Origin of the sequence: Paenibacillus maysiensis (genome assembly GCF_000520815.1) — a bacterium.
GTDB lineage: Bacteria > Bacillota > Bacilli > Paenibacillales > Paenibacillaceae > Paenibacillus > Paenibacillus maysiensis.
Window position 1 is genome coordinate 18,626 of sequence record NZ_ASRY01000030.1, and the last position, 17,628, is coordinate 36,253.

General features: G+C 48.3%; 22 protein-coding genes. 1 reads left to right on the plus strand and 21 read right to left on the minus strand.

Annotated features, from left to right (window positions below):
• Positions 1-230 precede the first annotated feature (230 nt).
• The 10 genes from L696_RS0102450 to mtrB all read right to left on the minus strand — a co-directional run bounded on the left by L696_RS0102450 (position 231) and on the right by mtrB (position 7,540).
• Entirely contained in the window at positions 231-1,031 is an 801-nt protein-coding gene (locus L696_RS0102450; protein WP_025682238.1) for a CheR family methyltransferase, read from the minus strand.
• Between the two features lie 30 nt (positions 1,032-1,061).
• Positions 1,062-1,505 (minus strand): nucleoside-diphosphate kinase, encoded by a 444-nt coding sequence (gene ndk / locus L696_RS0102455; RefSeq protein WP_025682239.1) that lies wholly within the window; start codon positions 1,503-1,505, stop codon positions 1,062-1,064.
• 110 nt (positions 1,506-1,615) lie between these two features.
• Positions 1,616-2,590 (minus strand): polyprenyl synthetase family protein, encoded by a 975-nt coding sequence (locus tag L696_RS0102460; protein ID WP_025682240.1) that lies wholly within the window; start codon positions 2,588-2,590, stop codon positions 1,616-1,618.
• Positions 2,587-3,453, minus strand: a complete 867-nt coding sequence (locus L696_RS0102465; protein WP_025682241.1) for a menaquinone biosynthetic enzyme MqnA/MqnD family protein — start codon at positions 3,451-3,453, stop codon at positions 2,587-2,589. Before L696_RS0102465 ends, L696_RS0102460 begins: the two co-directional genes overlap by 4 nt.
• Complete coding sequence (locus L696_RS0102470; RefSeq protein WP_025682242.1) at positions 3,410-4,072, minus strand: UbiX family flavin prenyltransferase; 663 nt, start codon at positions 4,070-4,072, stop codon at positions 3,410-3,412. Before L696_RS0102470 ends, L696_RS0102465 begins: the two co-directional genes overlap by 44 nt.
• Positions 4,069-4,944 (minus strand): UbiA-like polyprenyltransferase, encoded by an 876-nt coding sequence (locus L696_RS0102475; RefSeq protein ID WP_025682243.1) that lies wholly within the window; start codon positions 4,942-4,944, stop codon positions 4,069-4,071. Before L696_RS0102475 ends, L696_RS0102470 begins: the two co-directional genes overlap by 4 nt.
• Entirely contained in the window at positions 4,937-5,665 is a 729-nt protein-coding gene (locus tag L696_RS0102480) for a demethylmenaquinone methyltransferase (RefSeq protein ID WP_025682244.1), read from the minus strand. The genes L696_RS0102475 and L696_RS0102480 overlap by 8 nt, the downstream gene beginning before the upstream one ends.
• A 9-nt stretch (positions 5,666-5,674) precedes the next feature.
• Positions 5,675-6,544: a heptaprenyl diphosphate synthase component 1 gene (locus tag L696_RS0102485; protein ID WP_025682245.1), complete on the minus strand. Its 870-nt coding sequence runs from the start codon at positions 6,542-6,544 to the stop codon at positions 5,675-5,677.
• 116 nt (positions 6,545-6,660) lie between these two features.
• Entirely contained in the window at positions 6,661-7,212 is a 552-nt protein-coding gene (locus tag L696_RS0102490) for a hypothetical protein (RefSeq protein WP_025682246.1), read from the minus strand.
• A 97-nt stretch (positions 7,213-7,309) separates the two neighbouring features.
• Positions 7,310-7,540, minus strand: coding sequence for a trp RNA-binding attenuation protein MtrB (gene mtrB, locus L696_RS0102495; protein ID WP_025682247.1), 231 nt, complete (start codon positions 7,538-7,540; stop codon positions 7,310-7,312).
• Positions 7,541-7,694: 154 nt separating this feature from the next.
• Here mtrB and L696_RS31115 point away from each other — a divergent pair, with 154 nt between their 5' ends.
• Positions 7,695-7,868, plus strand: a complete 174-nt coding sequence (locus L696_RS31115; RefSeq protein WP_162833902.1) for a hypothetical protein — start codon at positions 7,695-7,697, stop codon at positions 7,866-7,868.
• 70 nt (positions 7,869-7,938) lie between these two features.
• On the opposite strand, the gene L696_RS0102505 is transcribed toward L696_RS31115, so the two are convergent.
• The 11 genes from L696_RS0102505 to plsY form a co-directional block, all read right to left on the minus strand.
• Positions 7,939-8,211, minus strand: a complete 273-nt coding sequence (locus L696_RS0102505) for an HU family DNA-binding protein (protein WP_013310732.1) — start codon at positions 8,209-8,211, stop codon at positions 7,939-7,941.
• Between the two features lie 257 nt (positions 8,212-8,468).
• On the minus strand, positions 8,469-9,455 hold the full coding sequence (locus tag L696_RS0102510) for an ABC transporter permease (protein WP_025682248.1): 987 nt from the start codon (positions 9,453-9,455) through the stop codon (positions 8,469-8,471).
• Positions 9,452-10,969, minus strand: a complete 1,518-nt coding sequence (locus L696_RS0102515) for a sugar ABC transporter ATP-binding protein (protein ID WP_025682249.1) — start codon at positions 10,967-10,969, stop codon at positions 9,452-9,454. Before L696_RS0102515 ends, L696_RS0102510 begins: the two co-directional genes overlap by 4 nt.
• A gap of 67 nt (positions 10,970-11,036) precedes the next feature.
• On the minus strand, positions 11,037-12,140 hold the full coding sequence (locus L696_RS0102520; RefSeq protein ID WP_025682250.1) for a sugar ABC transporter substrate-binding protein: 1,104 nt from the start codon (positions 12,138-12,140) through the stop codon (positions 11,037-11,039).
• A gap of 209 nt (positions 12,141-12,349) precedes the next feature.
• A complete protein-coding gene (gene spoIVA, locus L696_RS0102525; protein ID WP_023989182.1) occupies positions 12,350-13,828 on the minus strand; it encodes a stage IV sporulation protein A in 1,479 nt (492 codons plus the stop codon).
• A 13-nt stretch (positions 13,829-13,841) separates the two neighbouring features.
• The gene (locus tag L696_RS0102530; RefSeq protein ID WP_025682251.1) at positions 13,842-14,120 is read right to left on the minus strand and encodes a hypothetical protein; all 279 of its coding nucleotides are present in this window, start codon (positions 14,118-14,120) and stop codon (positions 13,842-13,844) included.
• A 206-nt stretch (positions 14,121-14,326) separates the two neighbouring features.
• Positions 14,327-14,677 carry a 2Fe-2S iron-sulfur cluster-binding protein gene (locus tag L696_RS0102540; RefSeq protein WP_025682252.1) on the minus strand — a complete coding sequence of 117 codons (351 nt, stop codon included), beginning with the start codon at positions 14,675-14,677 and terminating at the stop codon, positions 14,327-14,329.
• Positions 14,678-14,727: 50 nt separating this feature from the next.
• Positions 14,728-15,357: a hypothetical protein gene (locus tag L696_RS0102545; protein ID WP_025682253.1), complete on the minus strand. Its 630-nt coding sequence runs from the start codon at positions 15,355-15,357 to the stop codon at positions 14,728-14,730.
• 181 nt (positions 15,358-15,538) lie between these two features.
• Positions 15,539-15,814, minus strand: coding sequence for a stage VI sporulation protein F (locus L696_RS0102550; protein WP_013310741.1), 276 nt, complete (start codon positions 15,812-15,814; stop codon positions 15,539-15,541).
• A 172-nt stretch (positions 15,815-15,986) separates the two neighbouring features.
• Complete coding sequence (locus tag L696_RS0102555) at positions 15,987-17,027, minus strand: NAD(P)H-dependent glycerol-3-phosphate dehydrogenase (RefSeq protein WP_025682254.1); 1,041 nt, start codon at positions 17,025-17,027, stop codon at positions 15,987-15,989.
• Entirely contained in the window at positions 17,020-17,628 is a 609-nt protein-coding gene (gene plsY / locus L696_RS0102560) for a glycerol-3-phosphate 1-O-acyltransferase PlsY (RefSeq protein ID WP_025682255.1), read from the minus strand. Before plsY ends, L696_RS0102555 begins: the two co-directional genes overlap by 8 nt.

Here is a 17,628-nt window from a genome sequence, read left to right on the forward strand (position 1 = left end):
ACGCGTTCCCCCTTTAAACTGTTAAACTGTGCATCGCTAAAATCTTTAACTGTGCTTCATTATAGTATACGCACCTTTCTTTGACAAGAAAAGCCACGAGAGTGCAGATAAACAAAAAAACACGCCCTTTGGTCAAAGCCAAAAAGGACGTGCGCTCCTGATAAGCCAATAGCCAACGTATCCATTGTTAGAACTCAACGAGCTACGAACAATGGGCTGTATGTACGGGCTTATGCTTTTTTACGATAAAAAAAGGTTTCCGTCGATTCCAGACCATATTGGTTGGGAGAAAAAATTTGCTCTGTACTGCCGACAAACAGCACACCGCCAGGACGAAGACTAGCTGCAAACTTCTGGTACAGCTTATGCTTGGCCTCTTCCGTAAAATAAATCATGACATTACGGCAGATAATGAGATCATAGCCGTCCTCAAACCGATCCAGCAGCAAATTTTGCTTTTGAAATTTAACGGCCTGCTTCAAACGGTCATCAATCCGAAACATTGCGCCATCTGGCTTAAAATATTTGCTAGCTACCTGCTCAGGCACATCCTTGAGCGAACGCTCCAAATATCTGCCTTCCTTGGCCTTAGCCAGTGCGCCGTCATCAATATCAGAAGCCGTAATGGAGCAATTCCCCAAAATCCCCTTGCCGTCGAGCACCATAGCCAAGCTGTACGGCTCCTCACCAGTCGAGCAGGCCGCACTCCACAGCTTGAGCTTCTGCTTGCCTGCAAGCAGCTGTGGCAAAATCGTATCCCGCAGCACTTCCCACCGATTGGGATTACGCCAAAACTCTGAAACATTGATCGTCATCCGATCCAGAAATTCATAGAACAGGGGCTTTTCTTTCATCATGGCATCATAAAAAGAAACAAAACTGGGAAACCCGTTTTTGTTGCGAAGCGTCGTTAACCGCCTTTTCATCTGTGCTTCCTTGTATTGTGCAAGATCAATACCTGTGCTGTCCTTGATTTTGCGGATAAACGCTGTGTAATCGGGGTCCGTCTGACCCAGTTCCATATCCGTCATGCTACCATCCTTCTTCATACGAGATTATCCTTACACCCAGGTCGCCACACTTTTTTCGTACCGAACCGATTCCTCCGGCGTGAAAAAATTTGCAATCTCGCGTTCCGCGCTCTCCGGTGAATCTGAACCGTGAATGAGGTTAAACGGTGTATGTGCAGCAAAGTCTCCCCGGATCGTGCCCGGAAGAGCCTCTGTCACTTGTGTTTTACCAATCAACAGGCGAGACAGGGTAACGATGTTATCCCCTTCCCAAACCATAGCAAATACAGGGCCAGAAGTGATAAAGCCTACAAGCTCTTCAAAAAAAGGCTTGCCCACATGCTCCGCATAATGCCGTTCCGCCTGTTCTCTAGATACTTGCACAAGTTTGCCAGCCGTCATTTTGAAGCCTTTGTCCTCCAAACGACTAATAATACGTCCAATTAGTCCACGTTGTACTCCATCCGGTTTAACCATCAAAAACGTACGATCCATCGGCTCACTCCCAATCCAATCTAATGTATTTATACAGTACTAAACTGTATTGTAACAGAAAGCTTGGAAACGGTTAAAGTATTTTGTCATAGCAAACCCAAAACACAACTTTAGTAGGAGCGGCGGGTCACAAAATAAGCAATATCGCGCAGCGTCTTTTTCGTTTTGACATCGGGTAGTAAGTCCAGCGCGTGTAGCGCTTTTTTAATATATCGGTCGGCGAGAATTTCCGCTTTAGCGATTCCTTCACTTTTTTTAATTATATCCACCGCTTTGCGTGCATCTCCCTGCCCGTCCCCGGCCTGAATACGACTGATTTCAGCCAATAGATCGTCGCGCAGCTCAGGCTGTCCAAGTGCATAAATGACCGGAAGCGTAATGTTTCCCTGTCTCATATCACTGCCCGGCGGTTTGCCAATCTTTTTTTCCGTGCCACACAGATCCAGCAAATCATCCTGAATTTGAAAAGCCATACCCACATTGTAGCCATAAGTATACAACAGGGAATTCACTCTTTCCCGCGCACCCGAAGCCATAGCTCCCAACTGGCAACTGACCGCAATCAACAATGCCGTTTTACGACGTATGCGAAGCAAATAATTACGTACACTCTGATCGACATTAAAAAAATCGCGGATTTGTTCCATTTCACCGATGGACATTTGCACCAGCGCCTTGGACAATACCCGGTGAATGTCCGGATTCGGCAGTCCTGCAACTATCGAAAGCGCACGTGCATATATGTAGTCTCCGGTGTACATGGCCACCCGATTGTCCCATTTGGACTTCACGGTTGGCTTGCCGCGCCTCATCTCCGCATCGTCAATCACATCGTCGTGAACGAGGGAAGCAGAATGAATCAGTTCCAGCGGTACTGCTATGCGTTTGAGCTTGTCCAGATCGTATTCCCCAAACTTGCCTCCCAGCAGTACAAAGACCGGCCGCAAACGCTTGCCTCCCGCCTTGAGCAAATGAAGCGACGTATCATTAATCAACGGCTCCGTGCTGTCGATGCTGCGGTATAGCTCTTCTTCTATGAAGTTCATATCCTTCTTTAATAAACCGAACAAATCCAATCGTTTCATTCTTTCACCCGTGTCAGCGTATTGTCACTCCAGAGAAGCGGCTTCACTCGTCGGTCAAGCAGCCCCAGTTCATGTGCATACTGAAAATAAAGCTCTAAGCCCTTTTGTTCCTTCTCTCCAAAATCATAACACAGATTAGTAAAGTAGCGCTCCCAATAATCCCGCAGGCCCCCAATTTCCTTGCAGGCTTCAGAAATAACAGACGTCAGATCAGACAGGCTGCGCTGCTTGCTTACACGAAAGGCATCTGCTACTCCAGCCACTGCATCAGGATTCTGTGTAGCAAAAGGACGGCGCACTGCCCATACGGCAAAGGTCATGCTGTACCCTGTCCAGCGTTTCCACTCTTCTCCGAGATCCGTAACGTACAGGCCATCACGCCGCCAGGATGCCTTGATCGCGTGATCTCCAATCAGCAGCCCTGCATCCGCCTGCCCCAGCATCAAATCCAGATCCGGCTCGCAGTCGAAATAGGAAGGTTGGCCTTCCCACGCCTTCTCCATTAAAATTTTTAACAAATTCACGGATGTAGCAGACGTATTCGTCAACGCAATCGTTCCGTTTTTGATTTCATCCAGCGGCTTGCGTGAAAACAGCAAAATGGATTTCACAGGACCGTCTGCACTGACAGACAGATCCGGCAACAGCAGCATATCCTCGGCACCGGATGCATAAGCAAAGGAGGACATCGCGCTGATATCCAAATCTCCTTTCAGCATACTTCGGTTCAATTCAGCCGGGACTTTAGAAACCAGTTCCGCCGGATAGAGAAGCTGTGAAGGATTAAAATAATGAAAAATGGGCCAAGCGTTTGTATATTTAATTTTTCCGATTGTGATTGTCTTGGTGTCCGGTGTCGGCATCGGAATCCCCCCATCTCGTAAACAGTTGATGTTCGATACGCAAGCTGTCCAAAACTTTGCCTACGAGGAACAGTACGATATCATCCAGCGTCTTAGGATGAAAGTAAAAAGCCGGCATAGCCGGAATCATTTTGACCCCGAGCCTTGCAAGCTTAAGCATATTTTCCAAATGAATGGCATGTAGCGGCGTCTCACGAGGCACCAGAATGAGCGGACGGCCTTCCTTCATCATCACGTCTGCTGCTCGCGCCATGAGATTATCGGACGAGCCGTGCGCCACTGCGGACAACGTTCCCATCGAGCATGGCATGATAACCATCGCGTCCACCAGATAGGAGCCGCTCGCAATCGAAGCACCAATATCCGTGAACGGATGGTATACAAGAGAACCGGGACGGCCCCCGAATTTGTCATTCAGAGCCCCCTCCCGGTCAGTTACGTTCCAGCCTAATTCCTCTTTCAGTACCCGCCAGCCGGCGTTGGAAACAATCAGGTGAACTGTGTACTGCAAATCCAGCAGTGTTTCTACCAGCCGTACTCCATAAATGCTTCCGCTCGCGCCTGTAATGCCAATAACGATTCGTTTGCCTTGATGGTTGCTCACCTGATTATGATTCATAAGTATTGACGCACCACCAAATCAATCAATGTAAAAGCAAATACGACAATGCTTAGTACACCGTTCATCGTAAAGAACGCCGTCTGCAAACGACTCAGGTCCTTCGGAGATACGATATAGTGCTCATAGAATAAGATAATGTACGAAATAATCATGCCCGCCAGATACCACCAGCTTAAATCTGTAATAAAGAACAGCACAATAAATCCGATCGCCGTAATGACATGGAATACCCGAGCGATATTAAGGGCACCCGACACACCAAAGCGGGCAGGAATGGAATAAACGCCCTCGTTCTGATCAAAATCAATATCCTGACAAGCATATATAATGTCAAAGCCAGCCGTCCAAAATGCAATCGTGAGATATAATACGATGGCGATTAAATCGATTTGTCCCGTCACAGCAACCCACGCGCCCAACGGAGCCAATCCGATTGTCAGACCGAGTACGATATGACAAAGCCAAGTAAAACGCTTGGTATAAGAATAAAAAATAAGCATAAAAAAGGCCAGCGGGAACAGCTTGAACGCCAGCGGACTTAACTTGAACGATGCCCAGAACAACAGTACCAAACTGACGATGATGAAAATCACAACTTCGCTCGACTTGAGCAGCCCCGCCGGGATGGCACGCCCTGCCGTACGCGGATTTTTCCCGTCAATTACACGGTCAATCATGCGATTGAAGCCAAAAGCAGCGCTACGTGCGCCGACCATAGCCAGCAAGATCCATCCGATCTGTGACCATGAAGGAAGCGTGCCTGTCACGATAACTGACCCTAATACAGCCCCCATAAATGCAAATGGGAGCGCAAATAACGTATGTTCAATTTTAATCATTTCCAAAAAAATAGCAATTTTCTTAAACATGCTGACTCTCCTTGATTCCAATATGCAATGCCGCAATGCCTCCAGTGAGAGAATGAGCCTGCACATCCTTTAGTCCGACTTCACGGAAGATGCCAGCCAGCTCATCCCTTCCCGGAAAAAGCGCCAACGAATCAGGGAGCCATTTGTATTGCTCATAACGTTTGGCGAACAATTTGCCGAGCATGGGCAAGATGTGTTTAAAGTATGAATAGTAAATCCCCTTGAACGGCTGCCATGTAGGCTTGGACAATTCCAGACATACGACCTGCCCGCCCGGTTTGACGACACGCTGCATTTCCTCTAAAACGCGGCGCAGATCAGGCACATTACGCAGACCAAAGCCAATCGTTGCGCAGTCAAAAAAATTGTCTTCAAAAGGGAGCTCCATCGCGTTACCCTGAACAAGCGTGATTTGCTTTTCACGGGCTTCCGATGCAATCTTGCGCTCGCCTACATTCAGCATATTCTGGCTAAAATCCAGCCCTACGATGTGACCACTTTCACTTGCACGCGCCATCGCGAGCGTCCAGTCACATGTACCACAGCATAGGTCGATTGCCGTATCCCCATGGTGCATATTCATTTTTTTCATCGTAAATTTACGCCAAGCCTTATGTCTGCGAAAGCTCAGTATATCGTTCATCAAGTCGTATTTACCTGCGATGCTTTCAAACACGCCGTGAACGAATTGCTCTTTCGGCTTGGTGTCGCTTGATCCCATAACGTTCACCTAACCTTCCCTCACAACCGGGTGTGGACTATTCAGCAGCTTCAGGAAAGGCTCCAGCATGCGTTCAAATTCCTCAATCCCCGTATTTTGATCATCTGACAGGATCTGCCGGATGTGTGTAGCAGCCGTTCGGAGCTTGTCCAGTACAGCGTCCTCGGCCTTGTACTTTAAAACAAGCTTGCGCCATGCATCCGCGTCTGGACTATTCTCTGAGAGCAGCTCTCGTTCGTGCTGGTCACCTTTACCGTAAACATGCCAGAACATATATCCGAAACGGGATTTGTCCGGTTCTGCACGCTTGTCCCATTCCTCTGCCAGCGTATCACAGAGGGCAAATTCGTTGAGAAGCTGCTCCCAAACTTCCCGATCCTGTTCTGCCACAAGTGAAGTAAAGGATAGAAAAAGCTCCTTTTTAAAACGAACCATATGAGTTAAATACTGTGCCGCATTCAGACGAAAATGCTTCATCTCCCAATACAGGCTCATTTTACCGGCATTCACTTCACACACCGCATCACTCAGCTTCGAAATGGCTGTAATGCGACCTGCCAATGCGAGCAACTGATAAAAGCGGCTGCTAAAATAGTCCCCGGCCAACACTTTAAGCTGTCTGGAACGCATTTCCTCCGGACTCCGTATGCCGGATAAAGTATCAATCATATCATGTGTATCCAGCCCCATCTGCACGAGTGAGGTGACCAGTGCGTATAGTTCATCCTCGCTTGTATGTAGCTCCTGCACATTCCGGTTCAAAAACATAAACAACAGGCGGGTACGGCTGTCAGGAAAAGCCGGCATTTCCGTATGTTGTTGAATCATGTCGTATTCCACATATTTCCTTGCTAATTGGGGTACGCGATACGGTTTCATCCTAAGCCTCCGAGCCATGACTTTCTGGTGTACTCAAATAATTGCAATGCCTTATATTATATCACAATTTAAAATGATTCGCGACTAAAGTAGTGTAGGTCCAATAACAGAAACACCTAATCTGTATATACACCGTTAAACCTGCTTTGCCACATTGGAGTTACCGTAATACGGAAGCGGACTTTCAGTTCCTCCGGCAAGTCCGCACCTTCCCGGCTTCTCAACTGATCCAGCGCTTCACTCGTCCACTCGTTCCGGCGTATGTCAGATGCCAGCAGCAGATGCCGTTCTCCTGACCATTCGTCCTGCGTTACTACCCGAAGTAGTAATTGCCTTACATTCGTCGTTCCATAAAAACTAAAGGCGGCAATCTCCGCCATATTTTGATAGATTTCAAGCGGGGCGGTTTCTTCCTTGGATAGCTTTACATCCAGAGTCAGGACTGAACGTTCCCAGCTTACGCTGGCAATCGGTGTCGTCAAAGGAAGCTCCTTCAGCGTGTCCACCAGATTGTCATCGGTCAGCAGCACCCGCTGCTGCGACGATATCGTGGCCTGTGTCTCACGAACAGCTGCGGTTCCAGAATCCAGCGCCTGTAAGGATGGAAGCAGTACAGCAGCAGCAGTGGTTATAAGAATTGAGCCACCTAGCACAATCCAAGGTTTCATCAGAGCCTCCCCTGACCCCTACCCTGTTATGGGTTTGCTAACGGTAAAGGTCCTCACTCTCATTGTACAACAAAAAAAAGCAGGCTATGCCTGCATTTTAATCCTCCGTATCCACGACTCCGTGTTTGGTCATCACAACGGCCTTGCCGCGAATTTTAATAGCAGAGGTATGATCGGTAAATTGGACGATCAGCACCTCACCCTTGTCCAATTTTTCTGAATGATGCAGGCGTGTATCCTGCCCTCTTGTCAGACCAAAAACCTGACATCCGTTGCTTTTCGCTTTAATCACAACGTACTCACTGCTACTCGTCACATTATCTTCCATATCCATTTCCCCCCTGAGAGCCGAAGCTATACTTTTTATGATGGAGATTCGAGCTTGTTTTGTCAACTACATGCTTCGGACACTAACTGCAACAATTACCGCGTCCCGAGCCATACTATCCGTGCAGCCCCCGATAACGAAAGGAGCGAATCTGATGAAAAACTATCGTCCCGCTAATCTGAGCCCTGCCCAAGTAGAGAGGCTTCAGCAGTTGGAGCACGAATTTGCCGAACTGACAGGTGAACCGCTGGTGCTGATCGCCTATGCCTCACGGAACGACAGAACCGCTTCCCCTTCTTCGTCCCGCATTGCATCTGCTACGGAATAACAGGACAAAAAGAAAAGGCCGTGAATCAAATTCACGGTCTTTTCAGCGCAATGGGAATATGTAAGAAATCTTATTTAATTCCGTCCTTGAGCGCTTTACCCGGTTTAAATGCCGGAATTTTGCTCGCAGGGATTTCGATTTCTTCTCCTGTTTGCGGGTTACGTCCTTTACGTGCAGAACGTTCACGAACCTCAAAGTTCCCGAAACCTACCAGTTGTACCTTGTCTCCGCTTTGCAGCGCTCCGGAGATCGCTTCGAATACAGCGTCAATGGCTTTAGTTACGTCCTTTTTGGACAATTCAGTGCTTTCGGAAACCTGATTGATCAAATCCGTTTTATTCATAATATTCACCTCCCAATTCAAGTGTAGTCCAGCATTAAGGTTATCGGTGTTGTAGAACCGATATGAAGTCGCCTGTATAAAATAACCCGGGCGGCATATGCCTTCCATAATGTTATCATCTGTTTCCGTTTCGCCGTTAAATATACATAGAATATACCTAACCTCCGCAATATAGAGACAATATCGCCGAAACTGGCGTTTTATGGCACCCTTCTTGCGTGGAACAAGGTTTATAGTAATACAGTCCACAGACAATTTCAAGTACGGCGACGGTTTAGCACATAAAAAGTGACGGCCAGCGCGAGCACCAGCACAACTCCTTTAACGATTTTATGGGTAAAATACGGCACATTCATCATAGTCAGGCCGTTCACCAATACCCCGATCAGAACCGCCCCGATAAACGTACCCATGACATTCGGTTTACCCGCTCCAAAGACCGAAAAACCGACAAAAACCGCCGCTACCGCCTCCATAAGCAAAGGAGAGCCAGCACCAATTTGACCAGAACCTACACGAGAAGCATACAAAATCCCGGCAATGGCTGCAAAAACACCGGAAGCAACATAAGCAAGCATTTGAACCTTATTTACGCGTATACCCGATAATCTTGCTGCTTCCTTATTCCCTCCAGTCACATACATTTGACGCCCATGCTTCGTGTAGGTTAAGAAAATATGCACTGCCGCTACCGCTAACAGCAGAAAAATAACCGAAATCGGGATACCCAGCCACTTCCCTTGTCCCAGAATAAGAAAAGCAGGAGATATTTCCCCTGGTGCCTTGCTACCATCAGGAAACTGCATATGATTATAAATGGTATAACCCTGAGCATAAGTTTCATGAGTGCCATCTATAATGTACATAATCGCAAGGGTGGCCAGCATATCCGGAATATGAAGCTTGATGATTAGCCACGAATTCAGAAGCCCGACAGCCGCTCCGATCAACAAAGATACGATAATAACCACCGCAACAGGCTGCTCATACCAGACCATCAGCGAAGCCGAAACGACGGTCGTTAGAGACACCGTAGCACCGACCGAAAGATCAAAACCGTCTACGATGAGAGACAATGTCACACCAATTGCGACAAAAGTCACAATCGCAATAGAGCCAAGAATGTCCATCAAATTATCATACGTCCAGAAATAGGGCAATGTGGCTGAAAAAAACGCCAACACACCCATAATTACGACTACAGCCCCATAACGAAAGGAGACGTTTAACCATTTTTCTTTCATGAATGCACCTCTTCACCGCCGCTGGCATACAACAGAAGCTGTTCCTGCTCCACTTCGCCCCGCGCAAATTCCTTTATTATTTTCCCGTCATACATCACTGCAATTCGATCACCAATGCCGATACCCTCAGCAAATTCACAGGTTAAATAGATGACCGCTTTTCCCTGAGCAGCCAATTCACCAATGATACGGAAAATATCACTTTTCGCTCCGATATCCACACCCTTGGTCGGCTCGTCAAAAACAAACACTTCTGCCCCGGAATGCAGCCATTTACCTATCGCAACCTTTTGCTGATTCCCGCCACTCAAATATTTAACGTTCTGGCGCAGAGATGGCGTCTTAATGCCAAGGGAAGCAACGACTTCGCTACCGTTCGTACGTTCTTTGCGACGACTAATAAAACCAAGTACACTCAACTTGCCCAATAGCGGAAGACTAAGGTTTCGTTCTACCGTCTCTTCGATGAATACACCTTGCTTGCGCCGTTCCTCAGGTATGGACACAATCCCCTGAACGATCGCGTCCGCAGGCTCTCTCAGACGAATGGAACGACCTTTGAAGACCAGTTTCCCCTTATCGGGCTTATCCGCGCCTGTAAGAAGCCGGGAGAGCTCCGTTTTACCCGCACCGACCAAACCTACGATAGACAAGATTTCCCCGCGTCTGACCTCCAAATCGATACCGTGAACTCGTAATCCCTTGTGAAGCCCTATGGCTTCCAGCACCGTTTCACCGATAGAAGCATCCGTTTTCGGAAATTCCTCCTCAAATGTTTTACCAAGCATATGCGTAACGATGTCATCTACATTCAAATCGGAGGATGGGCCGGTGAACACTCGCTCTCCATCACGCATCACCGTAACACGGTCGCTGTGTTCAATGACCTCTGGCAATCGGTGGGTGATAAGAATACATGCAATGCCCTCTGCCTTGAGCGTATGAATCGTACGGAATAAACGCCGCGTTTCTTCTTCACTGAGTGGCGCTGTAGGCTCATCGAAGATGATCATATTCGCTTGCTGTGTCAAAATACGCGCAATAAGCACAAGCTGCTTTTCTGCCAACGTCAACTCAGATACGTATTGCCTTACGTCAATATCGGCCTCCAGCCGTTCCAACGCCTCGCGCGCACGTTTGCGCATGGAACCCGGCGCAGTCCACCAGCGTCCTTCAGGTGCAGACAAATCATCCAGAACAATGTTCTCCGCGACGCTCAGCTGCGGCACAAGCGCTGAATCAATTTCCTGATAGACACAGTGAATTCCCGCTCTCTTCGCCTCCCACGGCGAACCAATGCTCAGTTCCTTGCCTCCTGCAACAATGCTCCCCTGATCGGAACGATACGCGCCGGATAAAATTTTCATCAGTGTACTTTTACCTGCTCCGTTTGCGCCCAGCAGAGCGTGAATTTCGCCGCCATGCACCGTGAAATCCACGGATCGTAGCGCATCCACACCAGCAAACTGTTTGCTGATTTTCTTCATTTCCAGTGTATACACTTGTGAACTCATGGTACCTCCCTCACGCCTGCTTATGATAAAAGCGCGCCGAAGCGCGCCTTGTGCTTTATCCTAAAGTTTATTTGGCCGTTTCATATTCTTTCATCCAATCCTTGTAGCCTTGCTCGCTTTGGCCCCATCCCTTTACATATTGAGACAGCTCGGATGTGGAAATTTGCTTATCCGGCAATGCTTCGCGCTGCACATATACCGCCTTCAATACCACTTGCTCCTCCGGGTTGTCCCCGTGCAGCTTCTGATATGCATAGCGCACTTGTACACGTCCGATATCTGTCGGATCTACAGCCGCCGAAGCTACCCAAGGATTTTTCGGGTCCTGAATCATTTGCAGATCCTCGTCACTCATATCAATGCCGTAGACTTTAATTTCCGTGCGTCCAGCTTGCTGGATGGCGCGTGCTGCCCCTTTAGCAAATTCATCCCAAGCAGTCCAGACCGCTGTAATTTCACCCTTAGGATATTGTTTCAACACAGCCTCCATTTTGGCTTGGGTGTCCAAAGCTGGATTCTGAGCTGAGCCAAAAGTTGCAATTTCTTTAATGTCCGGGTTGGCTTTCAAAAACTTATCGTAAGCAACTTGACGGCGCTCCATCGGTGCAAATCCGGCAACCCACACTTTTACAATGTTACCTTTGCCACCGATATCCTTTTTCATTTGCTCCAGCGTCAGCTCGGCCATGCTTTGGTCGTCCTGTGAAAACACGACAGCCCCTGGAACGTTGACCGCAGCATCGAAGACGATAACCGGGATATTGCGGGAAACCGCTTTTTTCAACCCTGTTTCCAGTAACGCATCACCATGATCCGTCAATATGACATCAAACTGCTGGTTAATCGCGCTATCAAGCAGGGAGGCCATTTTTGCCTTGTCGTTGTCTGCTACAAACTTGGTCAGCGTGCCTCCAAATTTCTTAACTTCCTCTTCCACGCCCTGAACATACTGCTGAGAGAACGTGCCTGTGTTAAACTCCATAATTAATGCAACCCGTTTGCCTTTTAAATTTAAGCTGTCTGTTTTGGCATCTGTTGTGTTCAATCCTGTACTGCTTGTCCCTTGAGCACCGCTCTCTGTTTTCGGCGCACCACATGCAGTGACCAGCAAAACCAGCACCAGCAGCATCATAGCTCCTAGTCCTAGCTTCTTGTTTTTTTGGGTATTCATGTTTCGTTTCCCCCTCGTTCATTCAACAAAATGATTCAAATTTGATACTTAATATATCGCGTTAAACCAAGTATGTAAATAGGTTTTATGAATATAAAAATATTTTCCGATCTCATATGACAAAATGCAACAATTGCATATCAAAATAACGCAAAGAGCGGATAGCTCTCTGCGTTATTGTTTCTTACACGATTTTCATTAACTTTTGCTTAAAGGATGATGGCAATCAGACCACCTGAGCCTTCGTTAATAATGCGGCCCAGCGTTTCCTGAAGTTTGTAGCGTGCGTTGTCCGGCATCATTGCAATCTTGCCCTGAATGCCTTCACGCACAATGGAATGCAGCGAGCGTCCGAAAATATCCGACTCCCAAATTTTGATCGGGTCATTTTCAAAATCCTGCATCAGATAGCGCATAAGCTCCTCGCTTTGCTTCTCTGTTCCGATAATCGGAGCAAATTCCGATTCCACATCGACACGGATCATGTGTATGGAAGGTGCTGTTGCCTTGAGCCGCACACCAAACCTTGTACCCTGACGAATCAACTGTGGATCGTCTAGTGCCATCTCGGACAACGACGGCGCGGCAATGCCATATCCCGTTGTCTTGACCATTTCCAGCGCCTCGGCGAAGCGGTCGTACTCCCGTTTGGCATGGGCAAAATCCTGCATCATTTGCAGCAAATGATCCTTGCCGCGAATCTCTACCCCTACGACTTCGACCAAAATCTGGTCATACAGCTCATCGGGAGCATACAGATCAATTTCAGCTACACCCTGCCCCATATTCATCCCGCTCAATCCGGCCCTGTCGATGAATTCATATTCCATAAACTGGCCAACCACTCGATCTACATCACGCAGGCGTCGAATATCTTTAACCGTATCGCGAACGGAATTTTCATAATTGCTACGCAGCCAGTGCTCTTCGTTCAGAACCATGACCCAGCTCGGTAGGTTCACATTCACCTCATGCACCGGAAATTCATACAATACTTCACGAAGTACGCCTGTAACATCATCTTCTGTCATAGTCGCCGCGCTGAGTGTCATGACTGGTATATCGTACTTGGCAGCCAGCTCACTGCGAAGCTGGAGTGTTTCATCACTGCGCGGATGCGTGGAATTGATGACCAGCACAAACGGCTTGCCTACTTCTTTCAACTCCTCAATGACTCGCTCTTCCGACTCTACATAAGAGCTACGCGGGATTTCCGCAATCGTGCCATCTGTCGTGACGACAACACCGAGCGTCGAATGCTCCTGAATGACCTTGCGAGTGCCAATCTCCGCCGCTTCCTGAAACGGAATCGGTTCTTCAAACCATGGCGTGGAGATCATCCGCGGGCCATTTTCATCCTCGTACCCCTTCGCACCCTCTACTGCGTATCCTACACAGTCGACCAGACGGACATTCACATCCAGTCCTTCCGTTACTTTGATCTGGACAGCATTATTCGGTACGAATTTAGGCTCCGTCGTCATGATCGTTTTCCCTGCCGCACTTTGTGGCAGCTCATCTACGGCGCGGGCACGGTCCGCCTCACTTGTAATGTTCGGCAGAACAATTGTCTCCATAAACCGCTTGATAAACGTTGATTTACCTGTTCGGACTGCGCCGACGACCCCAAGATAAATATCTCCTCCGGTGCGTTCGGCAATGTCTTTAAAAATGTCCACTTTCTCCAATGAAATCCCCTCCTCAAAAGTCTCCGAAGGAAAAATGCTTAAAGAGCATCCGCTTCGTGTTCAACCAACTGCTTGATCCCAGATGCGGCAGAACAGCCTTTAAAATGCCCGGAAGTCGTCCGCCGCCGAGATTCAGGAGACTGATGGAATCGGCGAAACGGCGTAAACTCGTACATGCATTTGGACTGATACCATCATATGTATCCCCTCCGTAAAATATGTTCAGGTTTTTGAAAAAAATAGAGTTCGTCACAGCGATTACTGCAAAACGATATTTTACGTTTGGGTCCACTCACCTAATATATGCGTAGCGGGGTTTCCCCATGACTTCGACGCTAGATTTATAATAAAAAAAGGATGTTTCTCTGACTCTCTATGCAACTCATACCCATTTTGAGAACACTTTTTTGAGGGTTCACTTGGGGATATAAGCTTCATAGTCGTCGGATAACATCCTTTGTTTCTTATTCTTTGAGTTTAGGCTTTTGAGTTTAAGCTTTACCACAGTTCGTCTTCCTGCGCCTGACGCTCAAGCTGTCGCCGAACAGCCGCCTTGAGCTTATCCTCCGGTATCGTCACCTCAACATCACTCTGGGCGCGAGCCTGACAGGACAAGCGGATGCCTTCATCCAGCAGAGGTCCCAGCTTGCGACGCTCTGCATCACTTGGCTGGCCTGCGTGTACAGCCCATTCCTGTGAAATATTCACCTTGCACATGAGACAGGCCGCTTTTCCATCACAACGGGTTGGAATATACACGTTCGCTTTACGTGCGGCCTGGAGCAATGTCGTGCCTTGACCGACCTGTACGCGCCTGCCGGACGGCTTAAACGTAATCTGCACATCCATGAACGGTCCTCCATTCTTGTAGCAACCACAACCCTGCCAATTACAGCCTTTCAGCTTCTGTAATGCAACTCGGGCCAAGGCAAAAGCTCTTGCAGCTTAGCCAGTTGGTCATCTGTCCAAATGTTGCTGATCAGCAGTTGATTCAGCACCACTATATGTCGCTGCGGATCCCGCTTCATGGCGTCCGCTATCGCCTCATATCGGTCGGATCGATTTCGTAATAGATTAAATAACAACTCATGACTGAGTGGCATCAGGCGCAGTGAAGAGCGCCCCAGATCAAGCCGGATTCCAGCCGACCACAGCAATCGTTCGACCTCCAATCGATATAAAGCTCCATCACACAGCACCTCGAAACCACCCACAAGCTCAACTGGAAATCCCTCCAGTTCATAATGGCTCAGCAATGAAACGTACGAACCACTACGATCTACCTGTTGTCGGTCGATCATTACACCCGGTGCTTTCGCATGGAGCTGCTTCGCTGCGTGAATATCTGCGTAAATATCAATATCTCGGGGCAGTCGATCCAGCTCAACCTCCTGCACAAGCAGCGAACAGCTTCCTCCCAGCATCCACGGAACAGCAATAGACGCCCAGGTGTCCGCCAAGCTGCTCAGCGCAGCTGTCAGCTCGTGAGGCAGCTTGTTCAATCGCAGCGAAGATATAGCCTCCTTCACATTGTTTCCTCCCTTTCAGTCCATCATCCCGTTTCCTGTTGGGCACCATTATAACATGTTACGTATGGCAGTTCGACATTTTATGCATAAGAGAACAGCCGAGAATCTGCTGGAATAATAAAAAAACGTGAACCTGTCCGGTTCACGGAGAATACAACCAGCCGGTAAACGACTGTAATTTTTATTTTTTCATCATCATCTTCATCAACGCTTCCATATTGGAAGGATTCATTCCGCTCTTTTTGACGGCACCGACAATATCCCTTACTGTATCTTCCGATACCGGAATGTTGGCCATCGCAGATACCTGCTTTATCAGTTGACGCAACTGCGCTTCACTTTGAAGCGTGTCCGCCTTCACGGTGCCTGCCAGCTTTTTCACCGCATTTTCAGATATGTTTTTGCCACCTTTTTTGTTAATGGCCTTCAACGCATCTTTCGGAAAGTTTTTATTCACATTCTCCCCTCCTCCGCCATTACTCAACTCAGTGTATGAATGATGGAGGCCAAAGGTGATTAAGCTTACAAAAGACATGCCATACGCCTAACTGAAAAAAAGCTGTCTCCACCGTAGATAAAATCTACTTGCGAGACAGCCTTTTGTAAGTTTTATATGTGCAGCTAAGCCCTTACGAATGCCATTGTTCCCATGTTTGCAAGGGCATGACTTCCATTTCGGTTTTCGGGTCGCGACCCATGAGCGCCTCGACGGCCTTACGGACATCACGCCCTTCAAACAGTACCCCGTACAGCACTTCCGTAATAGGCATCTGAACGCCCAGCTTTTGCGAGATCGCATAGGCTGCCTTTGTCGTCCGAATGCCTTCTACCACCATGCCCATAGACTCTAGCACATCATCAAGCTTTCGCCCCTGCCCAAGCAGCGAGCCTGCACGCCAGTTACGGCTGTGACGGCTTGTTGCGGTAACAACCAAATCGCCGATGCCTGCAAGCCCGGCAAAGGTCAAAGGATTGGCTCCCATTTCTACTCCGGCACGGGTAATCTCTGCCAACCCACGGGTCAGCAAAGCCGCTTTTGCATTATCTCCGAAGCCTAGTCCGTCCGACATACCCGCGCCCAAAGCGATAATGTTCTTCAACGCCCCGGACAGCTCTACACCCAACAAATCCCGGTTCGTATATACGCGGAAATAGGAGTTCATGAACATCTCCTGTGCAGCCTGTGCAGCCTTCTCATTTGACGAGGCTACTACAACCGTCGTGGGGCATTTCCGCACCACTTCTTCCGCATGGCTCGGACCGGACAACACGGCAATATCACCCTCCGCGACCTCCAGCTCTTCTGAAATTACCGTGGACATACGTTTGAGTGTTTCCGTTTCAAAGCCTTTAATGGCATGGACAATCAGCATATCCTTGGTAAAGAATGCTTTCAGACTACGCGCTACCTGACGCGCAGCAGCGGAAGGAGCTACGATCACGACTGCTTTAGCACCAGACACCGCAACTTCCATATCGGTTGTAGCCATAATCCGTTCAGACAGGATGGAGCCGGGTAAATAATGGTCATTCGTATGCTTCTCATTAATTTCAGCAGCTTGCTGTTCGTTTCTCGTCCAGACAGAGACATCGTTGTTATTGGCCGCAAGGACGGAAGCCAGAGCTGTTCCCCAACTGCCCGCGACCAGCACAGCTATTTTCTCAGACAAGACGATCTCCTCCTTTGGAGCCAAGCTTGTTTTCTTTCCCCCGTACCAGCTTGGCAATGTTGGTGCGGTGTCTCCACACAGCAAACACACAAATGACCAGAGCCGTCCAGAAGAACGGCCATGCATAACCAAGTACCAGTAAAATCCAAGGTGTCAAAATGACAAAAATCAGCGAGCCAAGGGATACATAGCGCGTAATTACGATTGCAAGAATCGCAATAATTCCGGCATACAATGCGGGGGGTAAGGCAATCGAGACCAATACACCAATAGCGGTAGCAATACCTTTTCCTCCGCGAAAGTGGAAATATACCGGCCAGTTATGGCCTGCAATCGCCGCAATGCCACACAAACCCGGTAACCAGGATGAATTTCCGCCAAGCCAATGCCCTATCAGCACCGCAACAATCCCTTTAAGTACGTCCAGCAGCAGTACCAGAATGGCAGGGCCTTTTCCTAGCACGCGCAGCGTATTCGTCGCGCCGGCATTGCCACTTCCATGCTGACGAATATCGATTCCTTTTAATTTTCCATACAGCAGACTGAAGCTGACAGAGCCAAGCAAGTAACTGAGTACGATGGCAATGATCTGTAAAATCAA

Excerpts from the sequence above, each read along its gene's own strand:
- L696_RS0102450 (WP_025682238.1), bottom strand. The coding sequence starts at position 1,031 with ATGACGGATATGGAACTGGGTCAGACGGACCCCGATTACACAGCGTTT.
- ndk (WP_025682239.1), bottom strand. The coding sequence starts at position 1,505 with ATGGATCGTACGTTTTTGATGGTTAAACCGGATGGAGTACAACGTGGA.
- L696_RS0102460 (WP_025682240.1), bottom strand. The coding sequence starts at position 2,590 with ATGAAACGATTGGATTTGTTCGGTTTATTAAAGAAGGATATGAACTTC.
- L696_RS0102465 (WP_025682241.1), bottom strand. The coding sequence starts at position 3,453 with ATGCCGACACCGGACACCAAGACAATCACAATCGGAAAAATTAAATAT.
- L696_RS0102470 (WP_025682242.1), bottom strand. The coding sequence starts at position 4,072 with ATGAATCATAATCAGGTGAGCAACCATCAAGGCAAACGAATCGTTATT.
- L696_RS0102475 (WP_025682243.1), bottom strand. The coding sequence starts at position 4,944 with ATGTTTAAGAAAATTGCTATTTTTTTGGAAATGATTAAAATTGAACAT.
- L696_RS0102480 (WP_025682244.1), bottom strand. The coding sequence starts at position 5,665 with ATGGGATCAAGCGACACCAAGCCGAAAGAGCAATTCGTTCACGGCGTG.
- L696_RS0102485 (WP_025682245.1), bottom strand. The coding sequence starts at position 6,544 with ATGAAACCGTATCGCGTACCCCAATTAGCAAGGAAATATGTGGAATAC.
- L696_RS0102490 (WP_025682246.1), bottom strand. The coding sequence starts at position 7,212 with ATGAAACCTTGGATTGTGCTAGGTGGCTCAATTCTTATAACCACTGCT.
- mtrB (WP_025682247.1), bottom strand. The coding sequence starts at position 7,540 with ATGGAAGATAATGTGACGAGTAGCAGTGAGTACGTTGTGATTAAAGCG.
- L696_RS31115 (WP_162833902.1), top strand. The coding sequence starts at position 7,695 with ATGAAAAACTATCGTCCCGCTAATCTGAGCCCTGCCCAAGTAGAGAGG.
- L696_RS0102505 (WP_013310732.1), bottom strand. The coding sequence starts at position 8,211 with ATGAATAAAACGGATTTGATCAATCAGGTTTCCGAAAGCACTGAATTG.
- L696_RS0102510 (WP_025682248.1), bottom strand. The coding sequence starts at position 9,455 with ATGAAAGAAAAATGGTTAAACGTCTCCTTTCGTTATGGGGCTGTAGTC.
- L696_RS0102515 (WP_025682249.1), bottom strand. The coding sequence starts at position 10,969 with ATGAGTTCACAAGTGTATACACTGGAAATGAAGAAAATCAGCAAACAG.
- L696_RS0102520 (WP_025682250.1), bottom strand. The coding sequence starts at position 12,140 with ATGAATACCCAAAAAAACAAGAAGCTAGGACTAGGAGCTATGATGCTG.
- L696_RS0102540 (WP_025682252.1), bottom strand. The coding sequence starts at position 14,677 with ATGGATGTGCAGATTACGTTTAAGCCGTCCGGCAGGCGCGTACAGGTC.